A 26156-nucleotide genomic window follows, 5' to 3' on the forward strand; every position below is an offset into this window, starting at 1 on the left:
TGTGAATTGCAAGGTGATTTCCCTTAATAATCCACAACCTGGCGTTCATTCTTCCTGTGAGCTGGCACAAAGGGACTGCAACTGAGGCAAGTCCGACAGCCGCCTCAGCCAGTCGCGGCCGGTTTCGCTGCGGCCCAGCAACGTCACGCTGCGCCCCTCGCCGTCGACTGCCAGTTCCACGTCCAGATCCACCGGCGGCAATGCACCAGCGCCGCGTTCCGGCCATTCGACCAGCCACAGGCTGGCGCTGCCCTCGTCGAGCCCGAGAAAATCCAGTTCCCCGGCCTGCCCGATGCGGTACAGATCCAGATGCCAGGCCTCGTCGCCAGTGCCGAGCGGATAGCGCTCGACCAGCGTGTAGGTGGGGCTGCGAATCGGCCCGGTGACGCCGAGTGCGCGCAGCAGGGCGCGCGCCAGTGTGGATTTGCCGGCGCCGAGATCGCCGTGCAGTTGCACCATCGCGCGGGTGGGCCGCACCGCGGCCAGGGCCTGCCCCAGGGTTTCGGTGGCCTGCGCATCGACCAGGTGTGCGCTGAGTGGGCTCATGCAATGGCTCCGGCATTGGCGAGGCGGCGCAGTTCGGGCAGCAGATCGGTCGGCAGCAGGCCGCGCTCGCCCGCGCGCGCCGCCGCATCGCCGGCACAGGCATGCAACAAGGCGCCCAGGCTGGCGGCATCGAAGGGCGACCAGCCCTGGGCCAGCAAGGCTGCGATCACGCCGGTCAGCAGGTCGCCCATGCCGCCGACAGCCATGCCCGGATTGCCGGCATCGATGATGCGCGGCACTGCGTGCGGCGCGGCGATCACGCTGCCGGCGCCCTTGAGCACCACCACTGCATCGAAACGTTTGGCCAATGCGTCCGCGGCAGCCAGTCGATCCTGCTGAACCTGCCTGGTCGACATCCCCAGCAGACGTCCAGCCTCGCCGGGATGCGGGGTCAACACGCGCGGGCCGCGCGCCGGCACCGGGTTGGCAGCCAGCAGATTCAGGCCATCGGCATCGATGACCACGGCGCTGTGCGAGGCCAGCACCGCGCGCCACAACTGCTGCGCCCAGGCGTCCTGCCCCAGGCCCGGACCCAGCGCGACCACGTCGGCGGCGTCAGCCAACGCGGCGATGTCGTCTTCGGCCTGCACAGAACGCACCATCGCTTCCGGGCAACGCGCCAGCAGCGGCGCGACGTGCTCGGCGCGGGTGGCGACCTGCACCAGCCCTGCCCCGCTGCGCAGGGCTGCTTCGGCGGTGAGCATGATCGCGCCGCCGCTGCCGAGGTTGCCGCCGACGCATAGCACGCGACCGGACTCGCCCTTGTGCGTATTGCGTCGCCGCGGGCGCAACTGCGCGGCCAGGGCGTCGATGTCCCAGCTGTGCGCGGCCGGCGCCAGGCCGTCGAACGCGGCATCCGGCACGTCCAGCGACGCGGTTGCGCGCGTGCCGGCATGCTCCAGCGCATCACCGGTATAGAGCCCCAGGTGCGGCACGATGAACTGCAAGGTGGCCTGCGCGCGCACCGCGGCACCGAAGGCCACGCCATGATCGGCATCGATGCCGCTGGGCACATCCAGTGCGAGCACCGGCACACCGGCGGCGTTGATGGCGTCGATCAAGGCGGTGATCTCGGCGTCGGGCGCGCGGTTGAGGCCGATGCCGAACAGCGCATCGACGATCACATCGGCCTGCGCCAGCGGCGAGGGAAACAGCTCGATCGCACCGCCCACGCCCAGATAGTCGGTACAGGCGCGCTGCGCCAGCGGCGATGCCGGGCCGTGCTCGGCAAGATGCACCACCTGCACCTGGCGCCCGGCCCGCTGCGCCAGGCGTGCCAGCACATAGCCGTCGCCGCCGTTGTTACCGGTGCCGCAGACCACCACGATGCGGCGCGCCTGCGGCCAGCGTTCCAGCAGATGCTGCCAGGCGGCCTGCCCGGCGCGCTGCATCAAGATGTAGCCGTCGCCGCCGAGCAGCGTGGTGGCCTGCGTGTCCAGCCTGCGCGCGGCGGCGGTGTCGTAAAGATCGAGCGGTGCGTACATGCCGGGAATTCTATACTTGTCGCCATGTCTGCCGTCCTTGCCCGCCCCGACCCCACCGACGCTGCCGCGCGCATCCGTGCGCTCGCGCGCGAGGCCGGCTTCCAACGCTGCGGCATCACCGGCATCGAGCTCGGCGAAGACGAGGCGCATCTGCGCAGCTGGCTGGAAGAAGGCCTGTACGGGACCATGCACTGGATGGCCCAGCACGGCGACAAGCGCTCGCGCCCGCAGGAACTGGTGCCGGGCACCTTGCGCGTGCTGTCGGTCGGCATGGACTACGGCCGCAAGGACGACACTGAGGCCTGGAACACCTTGCACGACGGCCGCCGCGCCTACGTGGCGCGCTACGCACTGGGGCGCGATTACCACAAGCTGATGCGCAACCGGCTGCAGAAACTGGCCGAGCGTATCCAGGGCGAAGTCGGCGCGTTCGGCTATCGGGTCTTCGTGGATTCGGCACCGGTGCTGGAGCGCGCACTGGCGCGCAATGCCGGGCTGGGCTGGATCGGCAAACACACCTGCCTGATCGATCGCAATGGCGGCTCGTGGTTCTTCCTGGGCGAGATCTACCTCGACCTGCCCTTGCCCATCGACACCCCGGCCACTGCGCATTGCGGCACCTGCACGCGCTGCATCGACGTCTGCCCGACCCAGGCCATCATCGCCCCGTACCGGCTGGATGCGCGCCGTTGTATCGCCTATCTCACCATCGAACACGAGGGCGCGATTCCCGAGCAGATGCGCAAGCCGATCGGCAACCGCATCTTCGGTTGCGACGACTGCCAGCTGGTCTGCCCCTGGAACAAGTTCGCCCAGCGCACCGACGAAGCCGATTTCCGCGCCCGCAACGAGCTGGATGTGGCGACGCTGCCGCAGCTGTTCGCCTGGGACGAAGACGAGTTCCTGCACCGCACCGAAGGCAGCCCGATCCGTCGCAGCGGCCATCAACGCTGGCTGCGCAACATCGCGATCGGCCTGGGCAATGCGCCCGGTACGCCGGAGGTGTTGGCGGCGCTGGAAGCGCGCCGCCACGACGCCTCGGAGCTGGTGCGCGAACACGTGGGTTGGGCGCTGGCGCAACACGGCTTGTGAGGTCCCGCCCGATGCGCTCACGCATGCGCATCGCCGCTGCGGGATAATGCGGCGATGGCCGACCGCAACGAACAGATCCTCACCCCCAGCCAGCTCAATACGCTGGCACGCGACCTGCTGGAAGGCAGCTTTCCGCTGGTCTGGGTGGAGGCAGAGCTGAGCAGCGTCACGCGCCCGTCCTCGGGCCATCTGTACTTCACGCTCAAGGACGCGCGCGCGCAGATCCGTTGCGCGATGTTCAAGCCCAAGAGCACCTGGCTGAAGTTCCAGCCGCGCGAAGGGCTGCGCGTGCTCGCGCGCGGACGTCTCACGCTGTACGAAGCGCGCGGCGACTACCAGCTGGTACTCGACCACATGGAAGAGGCTGGCGAAGGCGCCCTGCGCCGGGCCTTCGACGAACTGCGTGCGCGCCTGGCCGCCGAGGGCCTGTTCGATGCCGAGCGCAAGCAGCCGTTGCCGGCGCATGTGCGACGGCTGGCAGTGATCACCTCGCCCAGCGGTGCGGCGGTGCGCGACGTACTCAGCGTCCTGGCGCGCCGCTTTCCGTTGCTGGAAGTGGACCTGCTGCCCTCGCTGGTGCAGGGCGACAGCGCCGCGGCGCAGATCACCTCGTTGCTGCAGCGCGCCGATGCCTCCGGGCGCTACGACGTCATTCTGATCACCCGCGGCGGTGGCTCGCTGGAAGACCTGTGGGCCTTCAACGACGAACGCCTGGCCCGCGCGATTGCCGCCGCGCAGACGCCGGTGGTGTCGGCGGTCGGGCACGAGACCGACTTCAGCCTCAGCGATTTCGTGGCCGACGTACGCGCGCCCACGCCCTCGGTGGCGGCGGAGCTGCTGGTGCCCGATCAGCGCGAGCTGGTCGCGCGCGTGCGGCGCGCCCGCGCCCGCATGGCCCAGCTGCAGCAGCACGCGCTGGGCAATGCGATGCAGCGCGCCGACCGGCTCGCCCTGCGCCTGCGTGCGCACAGCCCGCAGGCGCGGCTGCAATTGCTGCAACGCCGGCAGCAGGACGCCGGCCGCCAGCTGCGCGCGCGCATGACCCAGGTGCTGGAGCGTCTGCAGGCACGCCTGCAACGGACGCAGGCGCGCCTGCACGCGCACAACCCGCAACGCGATCTGGCCAGGCTGCAGCAACGACTGCGCGCACTGCATCCGCAGGCAGCGATGCAGCGGCGCCTGCAGCATGACCAACTGCGGCTGCGCAGCCTGGCACGCTCGCTGGAAGCGGTCAGCCCGCTCGCTACCGTCGCGCGTGGCTATGCCATCGTGACCCGCCCCGCCGATGGCAGCGTGGTGCGCAGCGCCGCCGAGGTCGGCGCCGGCGAACGCCTGCGTGCGCAGCTGGCCGATGGCAGCATCGAAGTGCGGGTCGAGCCAGGCAACGAGGACTGAGGGCGGCAACCACGCTTGCTGCCTGGTTGCCGCGGGCAATCGCCAAGGACACATGCATCGCAGTGCCGCGACGACGATGCGCCTACCGAGGTCGCCCGCGCATCGTCGTGGATTGGGACGGAGGGAGCGCCGATACGGCGTCACCCGCTTTACCCGGGCGGGCCATACCTGGGGCGGGCCCTTCGACGCGCCACCGACCGCTCCGCATGCCCGCCGGCAGGCCTCGCACGCTTTTTATCCATGACTGGGCGTCTGCGCCGCCTGCTGCCAGCCCTGCAGCAGCAGCCCGGCCAGCACCACCGGATCGTGGTCGAAGTGATGCCCGCCCGGACGCGCCACCACCTGCACGCCACGCGCGCGCAACTCCGGGCACAGCGTGTCCTTTTCCTGATCGCCATAGATGCATTGCAGGCGATGCGCGTCCAGCGACTGGATCGCCGGCTCCACATCGCGCTCGGCATCGTTATGCCAGCCAAGCCAGCCACCGACACGCACCTTGAAATCGGCTTGATGGGCAAGGCCGAGCAGGCTGACAAACTGCACCGATGCGCGCTGCTGCGGCGACAGCTCGGGATAGGCAAACGGCAGCACATCGGCGCCGAACGAGTAGCCCACCAGCGCGACATGGTGGATATGCCAACGCTGTTGATAGGTCGCAATCACCCGATCCAGGTCCGCCCCGACCTGCTGCGGCGTGCGGCTGGCCCAGAAGTAGCGCAGGCTGTTCCAGCCCACCACCGACACGCCCTGCTGCTGCAGTCGCGCGGCAATGCCCTTATCGAGTTCGCGCCAGCCGCCGTCGCCGGACAGCATGACCACCATGCGGTCGCTGCCGGGCGCATGCAGTTCGACCAGCGGCAGATCGCCCACGCCCTGCGCCTGGGCCGTCAGGAAATGGCCCCGGGTGGCCGCTGCGATCTGCATGGGGCTGGCAGCGTCGACCAGGTCGTCAAGGAAGCCTTGATTGGCATCGGGCACGTCGCGCGAGCAGGCCAGGCCACCATCGCTGGCGTCGCCATCGGCGACAACCGCGCCGCCCAGCACGTCGGGCGCGGCCGAGGCCAGCGCCTGCCGCGCCAGCACCGCGCCATCGCCCTGCCCCACCAGCACCGGCGGCAGGAACGCGTCGACATGCTCGGCGCGCAGCAACTTCTTGCCCAATCGCTCGGCATCGTCGGCCAGGGAGCTGCAGGCTGCGTGATGCGCGCGCACCCGTTCGCGATAGCTGGCGGTATCGACCACCGCGACCAGCGCGCCGTCGCTGCTCAGCATCTCGGCAAGCCGCTGGCCGTCCTGCGCATGGCCGCTGTCTGGCAACAGCACCACCATGGCCTTCGGCGTGCCTTCCGGACGCAGCACCTCCACCGAGCGGTAATGCCCGGCAGTATTTCCGTCCTGCAGATGACGCGCCACGGCGTAGCCACTGCCGCCGATCAGCAGTGCCGCGATGACCCAACGAAACACCTTGATTCCCCAGTCCATCACCGCAATCCTCGCAAGCGCTGGCGCTTGGACCGCGGCCGAGGCGGCCGGTTCCATGGCGATTGCGGGCAGCGTTCGCTGCGGTTAAGCCTGCGCGTCCTGGTCCTGCGGCGGTAAAGGCTAGGCCCTGCCTAGGGCGTTGCGGCGGACGGGCACTGCGGGGGGCGCAAGCCACCCGGACGGCACGGCGATCGATCTGCGTGCCGGCGCAAAACGCGCATGCGCACGGACTTGCAGCTGCGCCCTAGATCCCGCGCGCTACGCGGAAGCCGATCCGCGCACTGGTGCTGTCCGAGTCCTGCGACTGCCGCCAGGCCGCACGCGTCTGCTGCGGCGAGTTGGCCCAGCTGCCGCCGCGGATCATGCGCTGCCGGCAGCCGGGATTGAACCAAGCGGCACCGTCGGCCGGCGCGCGACGATAGCTGGCATGCCAGCAGTCGGCCACCCACTCGCTCAGGTTGCCGCCCATGTCGTGCAGCCCCCAGGCATTGGCGCGAAAGCTGCCGACCGGCGCCGGACCCCAGAAGCCGTCGCCATAGCCGACAAAGCCGTTGTTCCAGTGCCGGCCGCTGCGCGAGACATCGTTGCCGCCGGTGAAGTTGCCCGCATCCAGCGGCGGCGAGCCGGCATTGCCCCAGGGATAGCGCCCGCTGGTGCCGGCGCGCACCGCGTATTCGAACTCGGCCTCGCTGGGCACGTGGTAATGACGGCCGGTCTGTTCCGACAGCCAGCTCGCATAGGCTTCGGCGTCGCGGATGCTGACGTGCATCACCGGGCTGTTGGGCGCGGCCTGCGCACCGTTGTAGTCGGACTGCCAATCCACCCCGCTGCGGCGGATGAAGTTGCCGCTGCGCTCGTCGTACACCACCGAGTGCCCGCGCCGGGTGGCACGCGGGCGCGCGCCGGTCGCCTCGACGAACTGGCGGAACTCGGCAACCGTCACTTCGGTGATCGACAACGCAAAGCCGCGCGCGAAACGCACGTAATGCGCCGGGCGCTCGTTATCGGAGGCGCCGGGCTCGGCATCGCCGGCGCCCATCTGGAACGCGCCATGCGGCACCACGATCATCTGCGGACCGCGCCCGCCGACCTTGAGCCCGTCGGTGAACACCTGCCCGGGGCGGAAGCTGCCGTAATGGGTGGCCAGTTCCAGCCGCCGCCGCAGATCGCCGGCCACCGCATCGCCCGGGTCGGCGATGCGCAGCACCTCGGCCAGTGTTTCGCCAGCCGCCTTGAGGCCGCGGGGCGAGGTGAGATCGTGAAGGCCGGCGTCGTGCAGGGCGGCGATCTGGGCACGACGCATGCGCTCGATGCGCGCACGTGCATCGGCAATGGTCGGTGCGCGCTCACGCACCTGCCCGGCCATCTGCAACCAGTAGCGTGCGCCGATGAAGTCGCTCGCCTCGGCCGCCTGCTCGGCGCGTGCCAGCAGGCCGCTTTCCACTGCAGCCAGCCCCTGGCGCGTGCGCGGGTTGTCCGGATCCAGCTGCGCCGCATCGCGAAAGTTCACCAGCGCCCCATTGCCGTCCTCGCCCAGGCGGCCGCCACGCAGATCCTCCTCGCCGGCACGGTTGAAGCTCAGCACCCGCTGTGCGGTTTCCACTGCGCGCTGCAGTGCGCGCACCTTCGGGTCCTGCGGAGCGAGCGCCAGCGCCACGATGGCCAGCTCACGCGCCTGTTCCAACGCGCTGTCCTGACGGTCGGTCTGCGCGATCAGCGCCTGGCCGCGCTCGATCAACCGGCGCCGCGCCTGCTCCAGTCCGCGCCGGCTGGCCGCGTCCTTGCCGTCGGCGCGTTGCTGGATTGCCAGATACAGCGGAATCGCATCGTCGGCGTCGCGATAGAGCCGATCGTCCTTCAATGCCTGGTCGGCGCGCTTGCGCACCTGCGCCAGCGGCTCATCGCCCAGGTCCACTGGCGGCGGCTGCCATTGCGTCACGGTTTCGGCGGATTCTTCGCCACCGATGGACACATTCGGCTTGCTCGGCACCGCGGCGGCGGCGGCAGGTTGCGGCGCAGCGGCAGGCGCCGGCGTCGGTGTCCGCGAACAGGCGCACACGCTTAGCGCAACCAATGCCCATGCTGCGATCCGGTTACCGCACTCACCCACCACCTGCTCCTTCCAGTGCTCTGCCGCACGACAGGCGATCGCGACGTTAGGCTATTCTGCGCGTTCTGCGCAAACCCTTGCTGTCGACGGAAATCACGTGCCCCATTGGATCACCCACCCCTCCGAGCTGAGCGAACGCCTGCAGGCATCGCGTCCGTCCCGCATTGGCCTGGATACCGAATTCATTCGCGAACGCACCTACTGGCCGCAACTGGCGCTGGTGCAGATGGCCATCGGCGAGGAGATCCTGCTGATCGACCCGCTGATCCCGGGCATGAACGAGGCGCTCAGGGAATGGTTGACCGCCACCGACATCGTCAAGGTGATGCATAGCGCCAGCGAGGATCTGGTCACCTTCAAATGTGCGTGCGGGGTATTGCCGCGGCCATTGTTCGATACCCAGATCGCCGCCGCGCTGGCAGGTGTGGGGGGTGGCATGGGCTATCAGAAACTGGTGCAGGAAGTGACCGGCACCTTGCTGACCAAGGGCGAGACGCGCTCGGACTGGATGCGTCGCCCGCTGTCGCCGGCGCAGCTGGAATACGCCGCCGACGATGTGCGTTACCTGTTCGCCATCCACGACGAACTCACCCGCCGCCTGACCGAGCAGGATCGCCTGGGCTGGCTGGCCGAAGACGCCGAGCGCCTGCTCGCCACGGTGGAGCATGACGATGGCGAGCGCTGGCCGCATGTGAGCCTGCGCACCGCGCAGTTCCTGGAGCCTGCAGCGCAGCGCCGCCTGTTGCGCCTGTTGCGCTGGCGCGACCTGCAGGCGCGCCAGAGCGATCGCCCGCGCAGCTGGATCCTGGACAACGAACTGGCCAGCCAGCTGGCGCGCTTTCCGCCCGCCGATCTGGACGCCTTGCTGCGCCAGTTCGACAAGTTTCCCAAGGCGCCGCGCAAGCTCGCCGCCGCAGTGTGGGAAGCGCTCAGCACGCCGTTGCCCGACGAGGACCATGCACCGCTGGCGCAAGCCGCCACCGACGGCAACAAGGCCGTGCTCAAGCGCCTGCAGGATGCGGTGGCCCAGCGCAGCCGCGAGCTGGGATTGCCCGACGGCATCCTGGCCTCGCGCCGGCATCTGGAAACCCTGATCGAACAGCGCAGCTGGCCCGCACCGCTGGGGCAATGGCGCCGCGAAGCGCTGGAAGCGCAGCTGACGCCGCTGCTGGAAGACGCTGCAGCGCAGTGAGGTGATGTAGTGGTCGCTAGGCCGCGCATCCCACGCGGCCGTGGTGATGCGGGCAAGGCGCAGACGGCCGTACGCCAGCTGCGTCTGCACATCGCCGACCGCGGATCAGATCAGAAATTCAAGCAGCATCCTCTTTGCATTGCCGCATCTGCCCTTGCACAGCGCGCTATCGAAACCGGCGCAGTCCATCGGACATGGTTGGCCATCATGCAGTCAATCTCTGGCCGGCGCCGCACGGAGATGTCATCCCGCCTGGCCTGCTGCTGTATCGTTACGGCCGGGGTCGCCGCCTGCGCAAGCATGCTCGGCGACCTCGCCAGGACACTGCGAACCCGCGACCAGACCCTGTGAATAGCCTGCTCGCGTCATGTGCAGGTGCAGGCACACGCAACGGCCGCCCCCGGGCCACATGCCATAATGACGCGTGCCCATCGGGCAACGTCTCCACCCCCTTATTCCGAGGCCATACCTCTGTGAGCAATACCACTTCCAAACTGGATTCCATCGCACAAGCCAAAGCCAAGCTGCTGGACGAGCTGCAGAAGCTGGAAGAACAGGAAAAGACCGAGCGCGCGAGCGAGGCATCCTCTGCGCATGCCACCATTGTCTCGCTGCTTGAGCAGTTTGCCGGCCATTTCAACACCAAGCAGCGCAACGATATTGCCGCTTACCTGGGTACCACCGCTGCACGCAAGGAAGTGGTCAAGAGCGGCCGTAGCGAAGTCAAGCCGAAGTACGAACTGCCGCACACCGGCGAGACCTGGTCCGGCCGCGGCCGCACGCCCAAGGCCTTCGCCGCCTGGGAAGGCTCGGTGTCGTACAAGGAATGGAAGGCCAAGAACCCGGACCTCAAGTTCCCGCTGGTCCGCGAGTGATTGCCGCAGGATCGCGCCTGCGGGCGGCGATCCAGGTCGCCGGACTGCTTGGCGAATCGCGCGACATGTGGTTAGAATCCAGGCACGTGGGGCGGTAGCTCAGCTGGGAGAGCGTCGCGTTCGCATCGCGAAGGTCGAGGGTTCGATCCCCTTCCGCTCCACCATTGCTTCAATCGTAAAGGCCTCGGAAACGTCATGTTTCCGGGGCTTTTCCGTTCTGGGTCCCTGCACCGGCAGCGCGTCGGCCTGGTGCATACCAGGCCCCGGTACGGCCATGTCGCTAGGATCACATCGCGCGCGCTAACGTCCGTTTCATCACCATCCCGGACGTAAGCCATGAGCAACAAGCAGAGCCAGCCCGACAAGGCCGCCGACAATCAGCACGGTGTTTCGGAGAGCCAGCAGGATCGCAAACAGGATGAGGCCGCCAAGCAGCGCCCCGGGCAGAAGGACATGCAGATCCATGACGAACAAACCCGCCGCCCCAAGGGCAACGACGGCCAGGGCGAATGAGGCGCCCGGCGAGGCGGCCCTGCAGCGCGTCAGCGTGGAGTCGCTGCCACTGACCTGCCCTGCCCGATGTGGCAAGATCGGTGACGGGCGTCATCCGCTGGGGTGGATGAGGTCTGCGCCAACCAACGCGTGCGACGGTCCAAGACACGGTATCGCCATGCGCACATCCATCGCCTGACGGCGCCTTGTTCCGGTGGTCTATCCATGCAGATTCCTGACGCGTCCGCGTTGCACCTCTTCCACGCAACGCTGCTGCCGCGCAACGCCGCCGTTGCAGCGCAGCTGCCGGCGAACGAAGACGAACGTCTGGCCGCATTGCAGGACTACCAGCTGCTGGACACTGCACCGGAGCCGGTCTACGACGCCTTCGCCTCGAGCGCGGCCGAGGTCTGCGGGACGCCGATGGCCCTGATTTCGCTGATCGACACGCAGCGCCAGTGGTTCAAATCGAAACTGGGCATGGCGCCACGCGAAACCCCGCGCGAACTGTCGTTCTGTGCGCACGCGATCCTCGAACCCGATCAGGTGATGGAGGTTGGCGACACCCACCAGGATGCGCGCTTCGTGGGCAATGCGCTGGTCACCGGCGAGCCGCAGATCCGCTTCTATGCCGGCGCCCCGCTGCTGACCTCCGATGGGATCGCGCTGGGCACGCTATGCGTGCTGGATCGCACACCCCGGCGCCTGTCGGCAGCCGAGCGCGACGCACTGCAGGCGCTGGCACGGCAGGTCGTCGACACCATCGAGCTGCGCCGTGCGGCCAAGCTGGTCGAGCTGGACGCGCTGCGCGACGAACTCACCGGCATGTGGAACCGCGCCGGTCTGGAACATGCGCTGCAGACACACGCACAGAGCTCGCCCACTGCCGCCACGCCATCGCTCGCCCTGGCGCTGATCGAGCTGGATGGCTTCAAACGGCTGAGATTGCAGGCGGGCGCCGCGGCAGCGGATACAACGCTGATCCAGGCTGCCAGGGTGATCGAAGCGCAGTTACCGGATGCCGCCACGGTGGCACGATTGAGCCGGGATCAACTCTGTATTGCCTTGCCGGAAACAGCGGCAACCACGGCAATGGAGCTGATCGAGGCTGTGCGCAAGGCGATCGAAGCGGCCAGCTGGCCAGCCGGCGCACTGACGATCAGCGCAGGGCTGGTCGAGGTGGCAGCCGGTGCCTCGCTCGACAGCAATGCCTTGCTGGCGCGCGCGCGGCACGCCCTGCAGGGCGCGATCGGCAATGGACGCAACCGCGTGCAGCGCTTCAATGGCTGGCATCTGCAGGACTGAGCGGCAGACCGCGCGTGGGCTCGGCGAGGTAGGCCAGCAGGGCGCTGATCGACACGACTGCGCAACCTTGAATCGCTAGATCGATGCCTGTGTACGGCTGCAGGCTTTCCACTTACGACCGCAGTGCACACACACCCGCCAGCGCGCCTGTCTTGCGTGGCTAACGCGTGTAGCGATCAGCTGCCAGGCGGCAGCCGTATCGCCAGCTGCGCTTGGCCAGGCTCAGGCTGCCAGGGCATCGGTGGTGCCGGCGATTTCGTCCACCTGCAGCACCTGCTCCATCTCCAGCAGCACCACGAAGCGCTCGCCCACCTTGCCCATGCCGCGCAGCAGGTCGCGGCGGATATGCGTGCCGAACGATGGCGCCGCTTCGATGTCCTGATCGGCCAGTTCGATCACCGCGTTGACCGCATCGACCAGCACCCCGATCACCTGCGTTCCCTGCGCCTGCTCGGTGGCCAGGATCACGATGCAGCTGCGCTTGCCGATCGCGCTGTCGGCACGCCCCAGCCGCGACTGCAGATCCACCACCGGCACCACCGCACCGCGCAGGTTGATCACCCCGCGCACGCAGGCCGGCATCGACGGCACCGGCGTGGGTGCGCGGTACTGAATGATTTCGCGAATGCCAAGAATGCTGATGGCGAAGGTTTCGCCATCCAGCTGGAAGGTCAGGTACTGGGCCGCCGCATCGGCGTCGCCAGGCATCACATCGGGGGTCTGTGCAGTCATCGATCGGTCTCTCAGAAGCGGGCGAACTGGCCTTCGTCCGGGCCCTCGGACATCGCATAGGCCGGTGCTGCGTCACTGCGCCAGCCGCGCGCACCGGGCGCACGTGCCGGGCGTGCGGCCGCCACCTTGCCGCGCTTGGGCGGCGTGCTCGCCGGCCCCTGCCCGCCCAGGCGGAAGAACGCCATGCTCTGCTGCAACTGCTCGGCCTGCGCGCTCATTTCCTCGGCAGTGGCGGCCAGTTCTTCGGATGCGCTGGCGTTCTGCTGGGTGGTCTGGCTCAGCTGCACCACCGCCGAATTGATCTGGCTGACACCGGAGGATTGCTCTTCGGAAGCCGCCGAAATCTCCTGCACCAGGTCCGAGGTGCGCTTGATGCTGGGCACGATGGTGTCGAGCAGACGGCCGGCGCGATCGGCCAGTTCGACGCTGGAACTGGCCACCTCGCCGATCTCCTGCGCGGCCACCTGGCTGCGTTCGGCCAGCTTGCGCACCTCGGCGGCCACCACGGCAAAGCCCTTGCCGTGTTCGCCGGCGCGCGCCGCTTCGATCGCTGCATTGAGCGCGAGCAGATTGGTCTGATACGCGATGTCGTCGATGATGCCGATCTTCTGCGCGATCTGCTTCATCGCCTGGGTGGTGGCGACCACCGCTTCGCCGCCTTCGATGGTCTCCTTCGCGGCCTGCGTGGCCATGCCATCGGTGATGCGGGCGTTTTCGGTGTTCTGGCTGATCGATGCGGTCATCTGCTCCAGCGAGGCGCTGGTTTCCTCCACACCGGCGGCCTGTTCGCTGGCGGCCTGCGACAACGACTGCGCGGTGGCGCTGACTTCCTCCGACGCGCTGGCCAGGGTTTCGGCACTGGTGTTGACCTCGCCGACCACCTGCGACAGCTTCTGCACCATCGTGCGCATCGCTTCGAGCAGCTGCGCGGTTTCGTCGCGGCCATGCACGTCGATGCGCATGGTCAGATCGCCTTCGGACAGCCCGTTGGCCACCGTTACCGCGCGGCGGATCGGGCCGGTGACGCTGCGGCTGATCACCACGCCGAGAACCGCGCCGAGCAGCACACCGCCGCAGATGATGGCCATCAGCAGCTTGGAGCTGCGCGCGTGGATGCTGCCGGCCTCGGCATTGGCCGAGGCAGCGCTGCGCTCGCGCAGGCCGCTCAGATCGGTCATCAAGGTATCGACTTCATCCGAGCTGGCACGCACCGCACGCGAGAGTTCGGCCAGTTCCGGGTTGGCGTCACGCAAGGCTTCGCGGTTGGCGGCGTCGATGAAGCGGCCGCGCTCTTCCAGGTATTTCTGCCAGGCGCGGTCGAACTGCGCCAGCTTGTTCCTGCCTTCCTCGGTCTGGAAGCTGGAACGCGCGCGCGTCATGTAATCGACCACCTTGGCGGTGTACTTGTCGATGTTCTGCACATGCGACTGGCGCTCTTCGGCGCTGCTGGCCAGCAACAGATTGGCACGTGCGCGGCCGGCGTAGATCAGATTGATATTGGCCTCCTTGACGTTCGACAAGCCGAGCAGCTCGCGCTCGTAAAGCGAGGTCGACAGGTCGCTGATCCGACCGGAGTTGGAATAACCCACCCACCCGATGCCTGCGCCGATCGCCGAGACGATCAGGAACGCCACGATCAGCCTGGTTCCGATTCTGAAGTTGCCTAACATTGGGGAGTTCTCTTGAAGGTGGTGCATGCGCGACCTGCGTTGCAGGGTCGCCCGGTGGCCTGGTGCGGGTGCCGCTCACTGTGTGCGGCTTGTCTAACCAATCGCTAATGGCTATCGGCGACGGCAAAACGCGCTTGAGACGCAAACGGCACTTAACCGCGTATTCACACCATCGGATATGCGCTTTTGTGACCGGTCACGCGCTCGTACGGATCGCGTTCGGAAAATTCCTACCCCTGGTTCCTGCCGTGTCCGGAACAGTCCGCTGGGACATCACGACTGCGCGGTTAGGCTTGGCGCATGTCATTACAAGCACTTCCACGCAGCTTCTATGCGCACGATGCCCGCCAGGTCGCGCCGCGCTTGCTCAACAAGGTATTGGTCAGCGCGGACGGACGCCGCGGACGTATCACCGAGGTCGAGGCGTATTGCGGCAGCGAAGATCCGGCCGCGCATTCGTTTCGCGGCATGACCCCGCGCACGCAGGTGATGTTCGGCGCACCGGGGCATCTGTATGTGTATTTCATCTACGGCATGCACTGGGCGATCAACGCGGTGTGCGGTGGTGCGCCCGGGCACGCGGTGCTGATCCGCGCACTCGAACCGCTGGCCGGGATCGCCACCATGCAGGCCGCGCGCAACGCCGCTCCACTCAAGAGCTTGACCACCGGTCCCGGTCGCTTGGCCCAGGCGTTCGCGGTGAGCGCGACGGACAACGGGCTGGATCTGACCGACGCAGGCGCACGTCTGTGGATCGAGGACGACGGCATGCCACCGCCCTCCGCAGCGCTGGCGACGCCGCGCATCGGCATCCGCAAGGCGGTGGATGCGCCGTGGCGCTGGGTGGTCCCAGACAACCCCTATCTGTCGCGTCCGCTACCGCGCGCGACCGGCGCACGCGCGGTGCTGCCGGGCGACTGAGCCAGCCATTGCTCCATCGGCGTCTGCTCGGCGGCGCCCGGCCCACGCTGCAGCAGGCGCAAGGCCTGCTCGGCCTGTTCGTCGCTCAGGTCCTGCAGCGGCTGGAAGCGATCTGCCACCCACACCGCCATCGGCAGGCCATCGAGATACGCCACACGGTTGCCCGGTACGCGCGCCACGCGCTCGCCCGGCAGGACGCTGCCCAACAGATTGCTCGGGTCGCTCGCACTGACGCACACCCACTGCTGCGGCAAGGCTTGCGCACGCACGCGGCGCAGCGCCGCGATCGCATCCGGCAACGCGAACTGCTCGCCGGACAGCCCGGCGATGAAACGCCCGCCACGGATCTCGCCACGCGCTTCCAGCCGTTGATACATGCGCAGCAACTCGCGCCAAGGCGGCAGCCACGCCGCCTCGCGCTCCAGCAGCCGCCAGCAGACCACGCCGTAGCGCCGCAACAAGGTATGCGCCACATGTTCGAGCATGTCCTGGTGGCGCTCGCCGGCTTCGGCCAGCGGCAGCTCCGGCAGCGCGCGCACCGGCGCCCAGCGGCCGGCATCGCGAATGCCCAGCGCGCTGGCGCGGCGTCGGTGGCGCGACAGCGCCGAGGGCCGCTTGGAGGCCGGCACCAGCAGCGCGCGCAGCCCGGCATAGCTGTCGCAATGCGCACGCCCGCGCATCACCAGTTCGCTCAGGGCATCTTCCAGCTCGGTGCTCATCAGGCGGGCCGCATCGGCAATCTCGTCGAAGAACAAGGCGCCCTGCTGCCGCAGCACCTCCGCCACCCGTTGCGCGCGCGAGCCCAACGGCGCGTCGTCGGCATCGCGTGCCAGGCCACTCCAGCGCTGCGCCTCGCGACGCGGCAGCAACACGATCGGCGTGCTGCGCAACGCGGCACCGCTGCGGCCACCACCGGGCCGCAGCCGCGCCCACACGGTGCGCCCGGCGGTGCACAGCTCGTCCAGCCAGGCCGGTTGATAGTCGCGCACGCGTGCCGGCAGCAGCTCGCTCTCCCACAGCACCGCAGGCGCCTCAAAACCTTCCAGCTGCCCGACCACGCCAGCCAATGCGTCCGGCCCCGCCACCCGGCTGGCACTGTCGAGGTGCTGCCACTCGAACAGGAACCGCGCGTAATCGCGTTGTGCCACCGGCTCGATCTCGCGGCGCAAACGTCCCAGGGTATAGCGATGGATGCGCGCCAGCAGATGGCGTTCGCACCACTCTTCCGCCTGCGCCTGCGCGTTGAAATGGCCGGCCATGACATAGCCCTCGCGCTGCAGGGCGGCCAGGGCAAGCACGATCTCGGACTCGGGCAAACGCAAGGCGCCGGCCAGGGCCGACACCTGCGCCGGGCCGACCGCAGACAGACGACCGCGCAGCAGCTCGCGCACGGCCCAGTCGCGCTGCCAGTCGGCAACGCGGCAATCTGCCGGCGCCTGTAGCGGCGGCTGTGCGGATGCATGCGCATATAGTGGCGCAAACCAGTCGATGCGCTCGGCACTGATCCACAGCGCGGGCACACCGTCGAACGCAAGACAGCTGGCACGCCCATCGCCTGCGAGTGCAGCCAGCCAGCCCTGCCAGTGCGCATCGCCCGCCTCATCGACCGGAAGCACGCCAAGCCCGACCAACGCTTCGTGCATTTCTTCACCATCGCGCGGCTGCGGCCACGCCTGTTCGCGCACCGAGGCGATCGCCTCGGGATCGAGCTGCCCCAGGTCGTCGCTGCTCTGCGGGGTATAGCGACGGCTTTGCACGGCCTGGGTGCGGCGTTCTTCCAGCGGTGCGTCGTCCAGGAATGCGTACGGACGCGCATTCAAGGCTTCGGCCGCCAGCGGCGACGGCGCCGCCAGATCGCGCGCCACCAACGTGATCGACCCCGACTCCAGCCCGCGCAGCACCTGCAACCAGCCCTCGCTGTCCATGGACTGATGCAGGCAGTCTTCCAGTGTCTGCGCCACCAACGGATGATCCGGCACCTCGCGCTCGCCGACCAGATTCTCCGCGCAGGCGACCTGATCGGGGAACACCGTCGCCAGCAGATCTTCCGACTTCATCCGTTGCAGTTGCGGCGCGACCTTGTTGCCACCGGCAAAGCGCGGCAGCGCCATCGCATTGGTCGCATTCCAGCGCCAGCGCACGCCGAACAGCGGCGCATCCAGCAAGGCCTGGATCAACACATGCTCTGCCGATGACGAATGCAGGTAGCGCGCCACCTCCTCCAGGGCAAAACTATGACTGGTGGACAGCGACAACACGATCGCATCCTCGGTCGCGGCGGCCTGCAGTTCGAAGTTAAAGGTGCGGCAGAAGCGCTTGCGCAACGCCAGCCCCCAGGCACGATTGATGCGGCTGCCGTACGGCGAGTGGATCACCAGCTGGGTGCCGCCGCTGGCATCGAAGAAGCGCTCCATCACCAGGCACTGCTGGGTGGGCATCGCGCCCAGCGCGGTGCAGGCATGGGCGAGATACTCGACCAGCTGGCGTGCCGCTTCCACCGAGAGATCCAGCACGGTGTGCAGCCAGTCGCAGGCCGCCTGATGTGGCGGGCTATCCAGCCGCAGCGCAATCTCGCCACGCAAACGCGACACCGCCGCCGACAATTCGTCGCTACGGCCGGGCGCCTCGCCCAGCCAGAACGGGATATTCGGTGGCGCGCCCTTGGCGTCCTCCACCCGGACGCGCCCGGCATCCACGCGTAGGATGCGGTAGCTGGCATTGCCGAGCTGGAACACGTCGCCGGTAAGACTTTCGACCGCAAAATCCTCGTTCACCGTGCCGATCTTTTCGGCCTGCGGTTCCAGCACCACGCTGTAGTCGCCGGTTTCTGGGATGGTGCCGCCGGAGGTCAGCGCAGTCATGCGTGCGCCGCGGCGCGCATGCAGGCGTCGATGCACCGCATCGCGATGCAGGTAGCCTGCACGCGGCCCGAGCCGTGTGCTGAAGCCGTCGCACAGCATGCGCACCACGTCATCGAAGCGCGCGCGGCTCAACTGCGCGAACGGCCAGGCGCGGCGCACCAAGGCGAACAGCGCATCTTCGTCCCAGTCCTCGCACGCGGCCTCGGCCACGATCTGTTGTGCAAGCACATCGATCGGCGCCAGCGGAATGCGCAAGGCGTCCAGCTCACCGCGGCGCACGCTGTCCAGCAATGCAGCACATTCGACCAGTTCGTCGCGGGTCTGCGGAAACAGGCGCGCCTTCGGCGTGCCGCCAACCGCATGCCCGGAGCGTCCGGCACGCTGCAGGAAGGTGGCGATCGAGCGCGGCGAACCGAGCTGGCAGACCAGGTCCACATCGCCGATATCCAGGCCGAGTTCCAGCGATGCAGTGGCCACCAGCACGGTGAGGCCGCCGGCCTTGAGTCGCTGCTCCGCCAACAGACGCGTTTCGCGCGACAGGCTGCCGTGGTGCGCGGCGACGCGCTGCTTGCCGAGCAGATCGCCAAGATGGCGCGCAGCGCGCTCGGCCATGCGCCGCGTGTTGACGAACACCAGCGTGGTGCGATGCTGCTGCGCGAGCGTGGCGACATCGGCATACACCTGCAGCCACTGATCGTTGGACATCACCACGCTCAGCGGCGTCGGCGGCAAGGCCAGGGCCAGATCGCGCCGGCGGGTGTAGCCGATATCGACGATCTCGCACTGCGGCGGCCGGCCGGCATCGCCCGCCCCGACCAGGAACTGCGCCACGGTCTCGATCGGCTTCTGCGTGGCCGACAGCCCGACGCGCGTGATCGGGCGCTCGGCCAGCCGCTGCAATCGCTCCAGGGTCAGCGCCAGATGACTGCCGCGCTTGTCCGCCGCCACCGCATGGATCTCATCGACGATGACGGTGCGCACATGCCGCAACGCAGTGCGCCCGGAGGCCGAGCCCAACAGCACATACAGCGACTCCGGCGTGGTCACCAGGATATGCGGCGGCGTGCGGCGCGCCTGCACCCGCTCGCGTTGCGGGGTGTCGCCGGTACGCACCGCCGTGCGCACCGCGACATCCGGCAGACCGCTCGCGACCAGCGCCGTGCGGATGCCCTGTAACGGCGCATCCAGATTGAGGTGGATGTCGTTGGACAAGGCCTTCAGCGGTGAGACGTAAACCACGCGGGTTTCGTCCGGCAGCGCGCCGCCATTGGCCAGGCCGTCGCGGATCAAGGCATCGATGGCCGCGAAGAACGCGGTCAGCGTCTTGCCCGAGCCGGTCGGCGCGGCCACCAGCGTGTGGCGTCCGGCCTGGATCGCCGGCCACGCGGCAATCTGCGCCGGCGTGGGCGCAGCGAAGGTCTGCGCAAACCACGCAGCCACGACAGGATGGAACTGCTGCAGGACAGGATGCATAGGCGATGCCGCAGGCCGCGATGCCAGGCCAGAAGCGGCGTGTGGATTCAACGGGGCGAAGCCCAATGAATGGGGTTGCGCTGCGCCCGACACAAGCCGAGCGCGGGAATGGCGGTGAATGGTTAAAGCGGCTGTCGACCTGACTGCGCAGCGGCCAAGCCCGGTGCGTCCGCTGCACCGGATCGACCTGCTGCAACCTTCCCGTCAACTCCAGTTCGACCTGGCGCGATGCCGAGCACTTGCGCGACGTGACGACAGCCGTTGCTGGTGCAGCGAAGGGATGCCTGCACGAGCGGCGGATGCCGGCCGGTGCATCAGGTCGCCAGCCACTAGCCGTCAACGCAACGCTGCGGCCCGGCGCGACGATTGTCGATCGGGCGCAGGCCATGGCACATTGACGCCATGCCCAGCCTTATCCTCTTCATGATTGCCGGCGCCGCGCTGTACGCGTTCTGGAACTCCTCGCGCGCAGCGGCCGAACGTGCCGATATCCTCGGCCGCAATGCCTGCCGCGCCGCCGATGTGCAATGGCTGGATCAGAGCGTGCATTCCACCAACATCCGCATCTGCCGCAAGCCCAATGGCTGGCTGGGCTTCGAGCGGACGTTCCGGTTCGAGTATTCCTACGACGGCATCGACCGTCATAGCGGCCGCCTGGTACTGCGCGGCGACCAATTGATCGCCTTCACCGGACCGCAGGTGGCCACGGTAACGCCGTTGAGCCCGGACCATCAGCGCCTGAACTGACCGCGATTGGGTCGATATATGCGTCTGCAGGCACTTGGCCTGCATGCAGTGCCGCGCGACTGAAGATCAGCGTTGCTGCCACTATCCACGACGCCGATGCACACATGCAACGGCGTGCTTTGGTGGAAACACGTGCGATGCGAGCCACACGAGTACATGGCGCAACAACGCACGGACGCGCGATGCGCGTTCGTGCGTGCAGCTACTTGACCACGCGCAGATGCGGACGCTTGCCCGCGCTCGGCGGCTCGTCCGGCGTAGGCGCGCTTGGCGGCGGTGCACCCGGATCCGGCGGCTCGGTACTGGTGCCGGGGATATCGTCCGGCAAGGCCATGCCCTGCCCGGTCTCGCGTGCATACACCGCCAGGACCGCGGCCATCGGCACCATCACCGGGTAACTGACGCCGCCAAAGCGCGCGGTGAACTGCACGCTTTCGTTGTCGACCTGCAGCCCGACCACAGCGCGCTCGGCGATGTTCAGCACCACGCGGCCGTCCTTGACGGCACTGGCAGGCACCTGCACGCCGGGCAGCCCGGCGTCCACCAGGACGTGCGGGGTCATGCCGTTGTCGTTGATCCATTCGACCAAGGCCCGCAGCAGGTACGGGCGATGGCTGGTCATGCGGGGGAAATCTTCGCTCATGACGTCATTTTACCCGCACACGGCCCGCAGCGGCGGCTGCGCGTTGGGGCATCGGTCTGTTGGCATACAGCCGTCGCATCAGCCCGGCAGGTCGCGCAGTTTCTTTTCCTGATCGGTCAGGCTGCGGATGAAGCCGGGATTGCGGAAGATCCGGTTGCCGTAGTCTTCGATCGCCTTGCCGTCCTTGGGCAGGCCGATCTCCAACGCGTCCAGTCGCCAGATGATCGGCGCCATCGCGCAATCGGCCAGACTCATTTCCGGATTGAGGAAGAACTTGCTGGCCTTGAACAGCGGCACCGACGCGGTGAGCAGTTCCTTCAGGCGCTTGCGGCCGGCCTCGGCCTGGGTCTTGTTGCCGAGCTGGATGGCCTGCACCTGCGGCACCCAGTCGTGCTCGATCCGCAGCATCGCCAGACGCAGACGCGCGCGCGAGAGCGGATCGACCGGCATCAACGGCGGATGCGGGTAGCGCTCGTCCAGGTATTCGCTGACCACCGATGCCGCGTACAGCACCAGGTCGCGTTCGACCAGGGTCGGGACCGAATGGTAGGGATTGAGATCGATCAGATCTTCCGGGGGATTTTGCGGGTCGACCGGCACCAGGTCGTAGGTCACCCCTTTCGCCGCCAGGACCAGACGGACCCGGTGGCACAACACGTCGTCGTTGGACGAAAACAAAGTCAAGGTATTCCGCATACGCACACTCGTCGCCATTCAAGGCTCTCCGACGACCGGAATCCGCCGGCCGCATCGGCGCGGCCGGCCCAACGCCGACCGTCACCACGGTCCTTCGAGTGTGCAATCACGTCACGCAAAAGCCAAGAGTGATAGGGCCGATTAATGCCCGGACAGGCCGCTTGTTGCGCCGAGATGCAGCTTCCGGTCACGTGCGCGTGTCGCAACGGTGCGACCGCCGGTGCACGACATCGGATGAGGCAGAGGCGATTTGTCGTCAACCGACACGTTGATTGCTTGCCGACCCTCACCCCAACCCCTCTCCCGCGGGAAGAGGGGCTCAGCGGTCGGTTTGCTGCAGCCGTTGCATGATTTGCGCATGCATGGTCGATGCGCTCTGCAGCCGATGACCGGCCTGCAGACCAGTCAGTGCACGTCCTTCCAGTATTCCTTCTTCAGCAGGTAGGCCATGAAGGTGAGCAAGGCCAGGAACAGGATCACCCACACGCCCATGCTCTGCCGCTTCAGGGCCGCCGGTTCACCGGCGTATTCGAGGAAGTTGGCGATATCGCGCACGGTCTGATCAAACTCGACCGGCGTCTGTCGCCCTGGCTGACCGAGTTTGAGCGCCTGCACCGGCTTGTCGCCGGTCGCCTTGTCGGGCGGGCCGAACTGCGCCTGCTGCAGGCCCTGCAGCTCCCACAGCGGGTTGGGCATGGAGGCATTCGGAAACAGCTGGTTGTTCCAGCCCAGCGGGCGGGTCTGATCCAGGTAGAACGACTTGAGATAGGTATAGACCCAGTCGGTGCCACGCACGCGGGCGATCAAGGTCAGATCCGGCGGCGCCTTGCCGAACCACTTGGTGGCCGCATCGTGCGGCATGGTGCCTTCGATGTGTTCGCCGATCTTGGCGCCGGTGAAGTTGAGGTTGGTCATGACCTCTTCTTCGCTCAATCCCAGATCGCTGGCCATGCGCGAATAGCGCAGGTACTTCAGCGAGTGGCAGCCGGAGCAGTAGTTCATGAACAACTGCGCGCCACGCTGCAGCGAGGCTCGGTCGCTCAGGTCGTTGCCGGCCTGCTGCACCTTTCCGCCTTCGGCTGCCAGCGCCCCTGCGGCCAGGGTCAGCCCGCACAACAGGGCGACCACGCGCAACGTCCATGACTTCACGTTGGAATTAGTCATGGGTGGTCACCCGCTCCGGCACCGGCTTGGTCTTGTCCAGCCGCGTCCACACCGGCATGGTGATGAAGAAGGCAAAGTATAGGAAGGTCAGCACGCGCCCGACATAGGTTTCGTGTGCGTCGGTGCCAGGACCGGAGCCGATCACGCCCAGCCACACGAAGCACACCACCAGCACGCCGAGCGCGACCTTGGAGATCCAGCCGCGGTAGCGGATCGAGCGCACCTTGGCCCGATCCAGCCATGGCACCAGGAACAGGATCGCGATCGCCGAGAACATCACCAGCACGCCGCCGAGCTTGTTGGGGACCACGCGCAACATCGCGTAGTACGGCGTGTAGTACCAGACCGGCTTGATGTGCTCCGGGGTCACCAGGCGATTGGCCTCGGTGAAGTTGTCGTGTTCCAGGAACAAACCACCGAACGCCGGCGCGAAGAAGATGATGAAGGCAGCGATCAGCAGCAAAAAGCCGACCCCGACCAGATCCTTGACCGTGTAGTACGGATGGAACGGGATGCCGTCGGCCGGCTTGTGCGCGTCCCAGCGGTTGCCCTTGGGCCCCTTCTTGATCTCCACGCCGTCGGGATTGTTGGAGCCCACCTCGTGCAGCGCGCCGATGTGCAGCACGATCAGCAGCAACAGCACCAGTGGCAGTGCGATCACGTGCAGCGCGAAGAAGCGGTTGAGCGTGGCATCGCCAGGCAGATAATCGCCCATGATCCATTCGGTCAGCCCGTTGCCGATTACCGGGATGGCGCCGAACAGCGAGATGATCACCTTCGCGCCCCAGAACGACATCTGCCCCCACGGCAGCACGTAGCCCATGAAGGCTTCGGCCATCAGCACCAGGTAGATCAGCATGCCGAGAATCCACACCAGCTCGCGCGGCTTCTGGTAGCTGCCGTACATCAGCCCGCGGAACATGTGCAGATACACCACGATGAAGAACAGCGAGGCGCCGGTGCTGTGCATGTAGCGGATCAGCCAGCCCCACTCCACGTCGCGCATGATGTATTCGATCGAGGCGAACGCATCGGCGGCGCTGGTCTTGTAGTGCATCGTCAGGAAGATGCCGGTGACGATCTGGTTGACCAGCACCACGATGGCCAGCGAGCCGAAGTAGTACCAGAGGTTGAAGTTCTTCGGCGCGTAGTACTCGCTGACGTGCTTGCGGTACATGGGCATCAGCCCGGGCGCGCGTTCGTTGACCCAATCGAACACACCGTTGGCGGTACGGACCAAAATATTGCTCATCAGGCAGCCCCCGTGCTGTTGGCCGACGTACCGGCAGCGTCGGGATCGACGCCGATCACCAGGGTGTTGTCGTCCACGTAGTGGTGTGGGGGCACCAGCAGATTGATCGGTGCCGGCACGCCGTCGAAGACGCGGCCGGACATGTCGAAGCGCGACTTGTGGCAGGGGCAGAAGTAGCCGCCCTTCCACTGCGGGTCGTAGGGCTCGGGGCGGATCTCGGCGACCATTTCCGGCGAGCAGCCCAGATGCGTGCACAACCCGACCAGCACCGAGATGTCGGACTTGATCGAGCGGTACTCGGGGTTCTTCAGCACGTAGTCGGGCTGCTGGTCCTTGTTCTCGGACTTGGGATCCTTGAGCCGGTCATCCAGCGATGGCAGTGCGTCGAGCATCGCCTTGGAGCGCTTGACGATCCAGATGGGCTGACCGCGCCATTCCAGAACCAGCCGTTGCCCTTCCTGCAAGGCGCTGATGTCGGCGGTCACCGGGGCACCGGCCAACTTGGCGCGTGCGCTGGGATTCCACGACTTCACGAACGGAACTGCGACAAATCCTGCTCCGACCGCACCGACCACGGCCGTTGTCGCGGTCAAGAACCGACGACGCCCGATATCAGCAGGTGCGTTAACCCCATCGTTGGCCATCCGGCTCTCCGATCTTGATTAGGTAGCGTGAGGCTGCCAACGGCTGGCGGGGGTCCAGCCGCGATGAATCGACCGCAGTGTAGCGGAACGCTTAATGCACAGACAACGCAATGTACGCAGTCGAACCGGCGCAGTGCAAACACTGGATGCAGGCACGCTTCGATCACGTCACGCGCCAGGCCTGCACAAGGAGTACAGCTGTGACCCAGTGCTGACAAAAAAGACCGCGCCAGTTGCAGACATGCTGCGCGTTGGCTGCACTATCGCGCCGGTGCAACGGCGGCCTGCGCGGCCTGGTGGCCGCATGACGTCCGTTTCGGCGCGCGACTGTCAAAGCAGGCCGCAGCGCGCGCAGATGCATGCAAAGCACACGGCTCAGTTGGCCGCCGTGGTCTGCCCACGATAGCGTCCGGCCAGCACGCCGACGCGTTGGACGTAGCGCTGGGTCTCGCTGTAAGGCGGCACGCCGCCATAGCGATCCACCGCGCCCTCGCCTGCGTTGTAGGCGGCAGCGGCGAGCGTGAGATCGCCATTGAAGCGCTTCAGCAACCACGAAAGATATTGCACGCCACCGCGAATATTTTGCGTTGCATCATAGGCATCGCTGACGCCGAAGCGGCGCGCGGTGCCGGGCATCAACTGCATCAGCCCCTGCGCGCCGGCCCGGCTCAGTGCCAGCGGGTTGTAGGCCGACTCGGCATGGATGATCGCGCGCACGATCGCTTCCTCGACCCCGAACTCGCGCGCGGCTGCGGTGATTTCCTGCTGATAGGCATTGGTGTTGAGCCGGATCGCGCCGAAATTGACGCCGGGCTTGGCCGCGCAGGCGTAACAGGTTTCGATGAAGCTGTAATGGATGGTGCGCAGGCCTTCGATGCTGGCGACCTGACGCGGGCGCGCACTGGTGTAGTGACGCACGCCGTCCTTCATATACGAATAGACCTGCCCGCTGACCACCCGGCGCGGATTGACCGCGGCGGCGGGTGCCTGCACGACCGAGGTCTCCGCCACCGGCAGCGCGCGCGGCGTCACCGCCGAGGCGACCTCGGCAGCGCGGCGTGGCGCTTGGCCAACCGGCTGACTGATGATGGTGGCCGGCGCGCCGCTGTCGATCGAGGTGCTGGCGCGCTCCGGGCCGGCGGCCATGCCCTGCGCCGGGCGAGCCATGGCCGCCGGCGCGCGGCGCGCGGATCGCTCCGGGGTGTAGCTGCTGATGACGCTGCAGGTCGCGCCGCTCTGGCGCTTGCTCAGGTAGCTGGTGATTCCGTCGCCGCTGACACACTTGTACAAGGTGCCGGCGCAGACCGGCGCTGCCGGCAACGTGACGAGTAACAGCCCCAGCAATCTTGACATCCCCTTCATGCGGCGGAGTGTCCCAGC

The 26156-nt window shown here is 67.4% G+C and carries 21 protein-coding genes and 1 tRNA gene; 9 read left to right on the top strand and 13 right to left on the bottom strand.

What is annotated here, in order from left to right:
* Positions 1-45: 45 nt before the first annotated feature.
* Entirely contained in the window at positions 46-546 is a 501-nt protein-coding gene (tsaE, locus tag DGN21_RS11470; RefSeq protein ID WP_104574821.1) for a tRNA (adenosine(37)-N6)-threonylcarbamoyltransferase complex ATPase subunit type 1 TsaE, read from the bottom strand.
* Complete coding sequence (locus DGN21_RS11475) at positions 543-2030, bottom strand: NAD(P)H-hydrate dehydratase (protein ID WP_184551107.1); 1488 nt, start codon at positions 2028-2030, stop codon at positions 543-545. Before DGN21_RS11475 ends, tsaE begins: the two co-directional genes overlap by 4 nt.
* Positions 2031-2054: 24 nt before the next feature.
* On the opposite strand from DGN21_RS11475, the gene queG reads away from it, so the two are divergent.
* Both queG and xseA read left to right on the top strand, forming a co-directional pair.
* Positions 2055-3122 (top strand): tRNA epoxyqueuosine(34) reductase QueG, encoded by a 1068-nt coding sequence (gene queG / locus DGN21_RS11480; RefSeq protein ID WP_184551105.1) that lies wholly within the window; start codon positions 2055-2057, stop codon positions 3120-3122.
* 54 nt (positions 3123-3176) lie between these two features.
* Positions 3177-4517, top strand: a complete 1341-nt coding sequence (gene xseA, locus DGN21_RS11485) for an exodeoxyribonuclease VII large subunit (RefSeq protein ID WP_184551103.1) — start codon at positions 3177-3179, stop codon at positions 4515-4517.
* A gap of 234 nt (positions 4518-4751) precedes the next feature.
* Here the strand turns inward: xseA and DGN21_RS11490 are convergent, their stop codons facing one another.
* Together DGN21_RS11490 and DGN21_RS11495 are read right to left on the bottom strand one after the other, a co-directional pair.
* The gene (locus tag DGN21_RS11490; protein WP_184551101.1) at positions 4752-5999 is read right to left on the bottom strand and encodes a virulence factor; all 1248 of its coding nucleotides are present in this window, start codon (positions 5997-5999) and stop codon (positions 4752-4754) included.
* Between the two features lie 244 nt (positions 6000-6243).
* The gene (locus tag DGN21_RS11495) at positions 6244-7989 is read right to left on the bottom strand and encodes a formylglycine-generating enzyme family protein (protein ID WP_308632369.1); all 1746 of its coding nucleotides are present in this window, start codon (positions 7987-7989) and stop codon (positions 6244-6246) included.
* Between the two features lie 217 nt (positions 7990-8206).
* On the opposite strand from DGN21_RS11495, the gene rnd reads away from it, so the two are divergent.
* The 5 genes from rnd (at position 8207) to DGN21_RS11520 (ending at position 11973) form a co-directional block, all read left to right on the top strand.
* A complete protein-coding gene (gene rnd / locus DGN21_RS11500) occupies positions 8207-9301 on the top strand; it encodes a ribonuclease D (RefSeq protein WP_160954568.1) in 1095 nt (364 codons plus the stop codon).
* Between the two features lie 473 nt (positions 9302-9774).
* Positions 9775-10176, top strand: a complete 402-nt coding sequence (locus DGN21_RS11505; protein ID WP_039516171.1) for an H-NS family nucleoid-associated regulatory protein — start codon at positions 9775-9777, stop codon at positions 10174-10176.
* Positions 10177-10264: 88 nt separating this feature from the next.
* Positions 10265-10340 (top strand) — tRNA-Ala (locus DGN21_RS11510).
* 172 nt (positions 10341-10512) lie between these two features.
* Complete coding sequence (locus DGN21_RS11515) at positions 10513-10689, top strand: hypothetical protein (protein ID WP_162839012.1); 177 nt, start codon at positions 10513-10515, stop codon at positions 10687-10689.
* A 204-nt stretch (positions 10690-10893) separates the two neighbouring features.
* On the top strand, positions 10894-11973 hold the full coding sequence (locus DGN21_RS11520; RefSeq protein WP_160954569.1) for a diguanylate cyclase: 1080 nt from the start codon (positions 10894-10896) through the stop codon (positions 11971-11973).
* 222 nt (positions 11974-12195) lie between these two features.
* Here the strand turns inward: DGN21_RS11520 and DGN21_RS11525 are convergent, their stop codons facing one another.
* Positions 12196-12705: a chemotaxis protein CheW gene (locus DGN21_RS11525; protein WP_160954570.1), complete on the bottom strand. Its 510-nt coding sequence runs from the start codon at positions 12703-12705 to the stop codon at positions 12196-12198.
* An 11-nt stretch (positions 12706-12716) separates the two neighbouring features.
* Positions 12717-14375, bottom strand: coding sequence for a methyl-accepting chemotaxis protein (locus DGN21_RS11530; protein ID WP_160954571.1), 1659 nt, complete (start codon positions 14373-14375; stop codon positions 12717-12719).
* 300 nt (positions 14376-14675) lie between these two features.
* Between DGN21_RS11530 and DGN21_RS11535 the strand changes: the two genes are divergently transcribed.
* The gene (locus DGN21_RS11535) at positions 14676-15296 is read left to right on the top strand and encodes a DNA-3-methyladenine glycosylase (RefSeq protein ID WP_160954572.1); all 621 of its coding nucleotides are present in this window, start codon (positions 14676-14678) and stop codon (positions 15294-15296) included.
* On the opposite strand, the gene DGN21_RS11540 is transcribed toward DGN21_RS11535, so the two are convergent.
* Positions 15236-19630: a DEAD/DEAH box helicase gene (locus DGN21_RS11540; protein ID WP_184551099.1), complete on the bottom strand. Its 4395-nt coding sequence runs from the start codon at positions 19628-19630 to the stop codon at positions 15236-15238. The two genes, DGN21_RS11535 and DGN21_RS11540, sit on opposite strands and share 61 nt — an antisense overlap.
* 366 nt (positions 19631-19996) lie before the next feature.
* Between DGN21_RS11540 and DGN21_RS11545 the strand changes: the two genes are divergently transcribed.
* Positions 19997-20377 carry a DUF3301 domain-containing protein gene (locus DGN21_RS11545; RefSeq protein WP_039516191.1) on the top strand — a complete coding sequence of 127 codons (381 nt, stop codon included), beginning with the start codon at positions 19997-19999 and terminating at the stop codon, positions 20375-20377.
* A gap of 202 nt (positions 20378-20579) precedes the next feature.
* On the opposite strand, the gene DGN21_RS11550 is transcribed toward DGN21_RS11545, so the two are convergent.
* The 6 genes from DGN21_RS11550 to DGN21_RS11575 all read right to left on the bottom strand — a co-directional run bounded on the left by DGN21_RS11550 (position 20580) and on the right by DGN21_RS11575 (position 26138).
* On the bottom strand, positions 20580-21020 hold the full coding sequence (locus DGN21_RS11550; RefSeq protein WP_016901612.1) for a ClpXP protease specificity-enhancing factor: 441 nt from the start codon (positions 21018-21020) through the stop codon (positions 20580-20582).
* A gap of 78 nt (positions 21021-21098) precedes the next feature.
* Complete coding sequence (locus DGN21_RS11555) at positions 21099-21734, bottom strand: glutathione S-transferase N-terminal domain-containing protein (RefSeq protein WP_024939278.1); 636 nt, start codon at positions 21732-21734, stop codon at positions 21099-21101.
* Positions 21735-22121: 387 nt separating this feature from the next.
* Positions 22122-22880 carry a cytochrome c1 gene (locus DGN21_RS11560; RefSeq protein WP_180969728.1) on the bottom strand — a complete coding sequence of 253 codons (759 nt, stop codon included), beginning with the start codon at positions 22878-22880 and terminating at the stop codon, positions 22122-22124.
* Complete coding sequence (locus DGN21_RS11565) at positions 22873-24132, bottom strand: cytochrome bc complex cytochrome b subunit (protein WP_024939276.1); 1260 nt, start codon at positions 24130-24132, stop codon at positions 22873-22875. The genes DGN21_RS11560 and DGN21_RS11565 overlap by 8 nt, the downstream gene beginning before the upstream one ends.
* Positions 24132-24776: a ubiquinol-cytochrome c reductase iron-sulfur subunit gene (gene petA, locus DGN21_RS11570; protein WP_024939275.1), complete on the bottom strand. Its 645-nt coding sequence runs from the start codon at positions 24774-24776 to the stop codon at positions 24132-24134. Before petA ends, DGN21_RS11565 begins: the two co-directional genes overlap by 1 nt.
* 375 nt (positions 24777-25151) lie before the next feature.
* Positions 25152-26138 (bottom strand): lytic transglycosylase domain-containing protein, encoded by a 987-nt coding sequence (locus tag DGN21_RS11575; RefSeq protein WP_215824926.1) that lies wholly within the window; start codon positions 26136-26138, stop codon positions 25152-25154.
* Positions 26139-26156: the final 18 nt, after the last annotated feature.

The organism is Xanthomonas sp. MLO165, from assembly GCF_018831305.1.
In the GTDB taxonomy this organism is placed as follows: Bacteria; Pseudomonadota; Gammaproteobacteria; order Xanthomonadales; family Xanthomonadaceae; genus Xanthomonas; species Xanthomonas arboricola.

Bases quoted from the DNA above. Each gene is read 5' to 3' on its own strand.
- tsaE (WP_104574821.1), bottom strand. From the start codon at position 546: ATGAGCCCACTCAGCGCACACCTGGTCGATGCGCAGGCCACCGAAACC.
- DGN21_RS11475 (WP_184551107.1), bottom strand. From the start codon at position 2,030: ATGTACGCACCGCTCGATCTTTACGACACCGCCGCCGCGCGCAGGCTG.
- queG (WP_184551105.1), top strand. From the start codon at position 2,055: ATGTCTGCCGTCCTTGCCCGCCCCGACCCCACCGACGCTGCCGCGCGC.
- xseA (WP_184551103.1), top strand. From the start codon at position 3,177: ATGGCCGACCGCAACGAACAGATCCTCACCCCCAGCCAGCTCAATACG.
- DGN21_RS11490 (WP_184551101.1), bottom strand. From the start codon at position 5,999: ATGGACTGGGGAATCAAGGTGTTTCGTTGGGTCATCGCGGCACTGCTG.
- DGN21_RS11515 (WP_162839012.1), top strand. From the start codon at position 10,513: ATGAGCAACAAGCAGAGCCAGCCCGACAAGGCCGCCGACAATCAGCAC.
- DGN21_RS11520 (WP_160954569.1), top strand. From the start codon at position 10,894: ATGCAGATTCCTGACGCGTCCGCGTTGCACCTCTTCCACGCAACGCTG.
- DGN21_RS11525 (WP_160954570.1), bottom strand. From the start codon at position 12,705: ATGACTGCACAGACCCCCGATGTGATGCCTGGCGACGCCGATGCGGCG.
- DGN21_RS11530 (WP_160954571.1), bottom strand. From the start codon at position 14,375: ATGTTAGGCAACTTCAGAATCGGAACCAGGCTGATCGTGGCGTTCCTG.
- DGN21_RS11535 (WP_160954572.1), top strand. From the start codon at position 14,676: ATGTCATTACAAGCACTTCCACGCAGCTTCTATGCGCACGATGCCCGC.
- DGN21_RS11540 (WP_184551099.1), bottom strand. From the start codon at position 19,630: ATGCATCCTGTCCTGCAGCAGTTCCATCCTGTCGTGGCTGCGTGGTTT.
- DGN21_RS11550 (WP_016901612.1), bottom strand. From the start codon at position 21,020: ATGAGCGAAGATTTCCCCCGCATGACCAGCCATCGCCCGTACCTGCTG.
- DGN21_RS11555 (WP_024939278.1), bottom strand. From the start codon at position 21,734: ATGGCGACGAGTGTGCGTATGCGGAATACCTTGACTTTGTTTTCGTCC.
- DGN21_RS11560 (WP_180969728.1), bottom strand. From the start codon at position 22,880: ATGACTAATTCCAACGTGAAGTCATGGACGTTGCGCGTGGTCGCCCTG.
- DGN21_RS11565 (WP_024939276.1), bottom strand. From the start codon at position 24,132: ATGAGCAATATTTTGGTCCGTACCGCCAACGGTGTGTTCGATTGGGTC.
- petA (WP_024939275.1), bottom strand. From the start codon at position 24,776: ATGGCCAACGATGGGGTTAACGCACCTGCTGATATCGGGCGTCGTCGG.
- DGN21_RS11575 (WP_215824926.1), bottom strand. From the start codon at position 26,138: ATGAAGGGGATGTCAAGATTGCTGGGGCTGTTACTCGTCACGTTGCCG.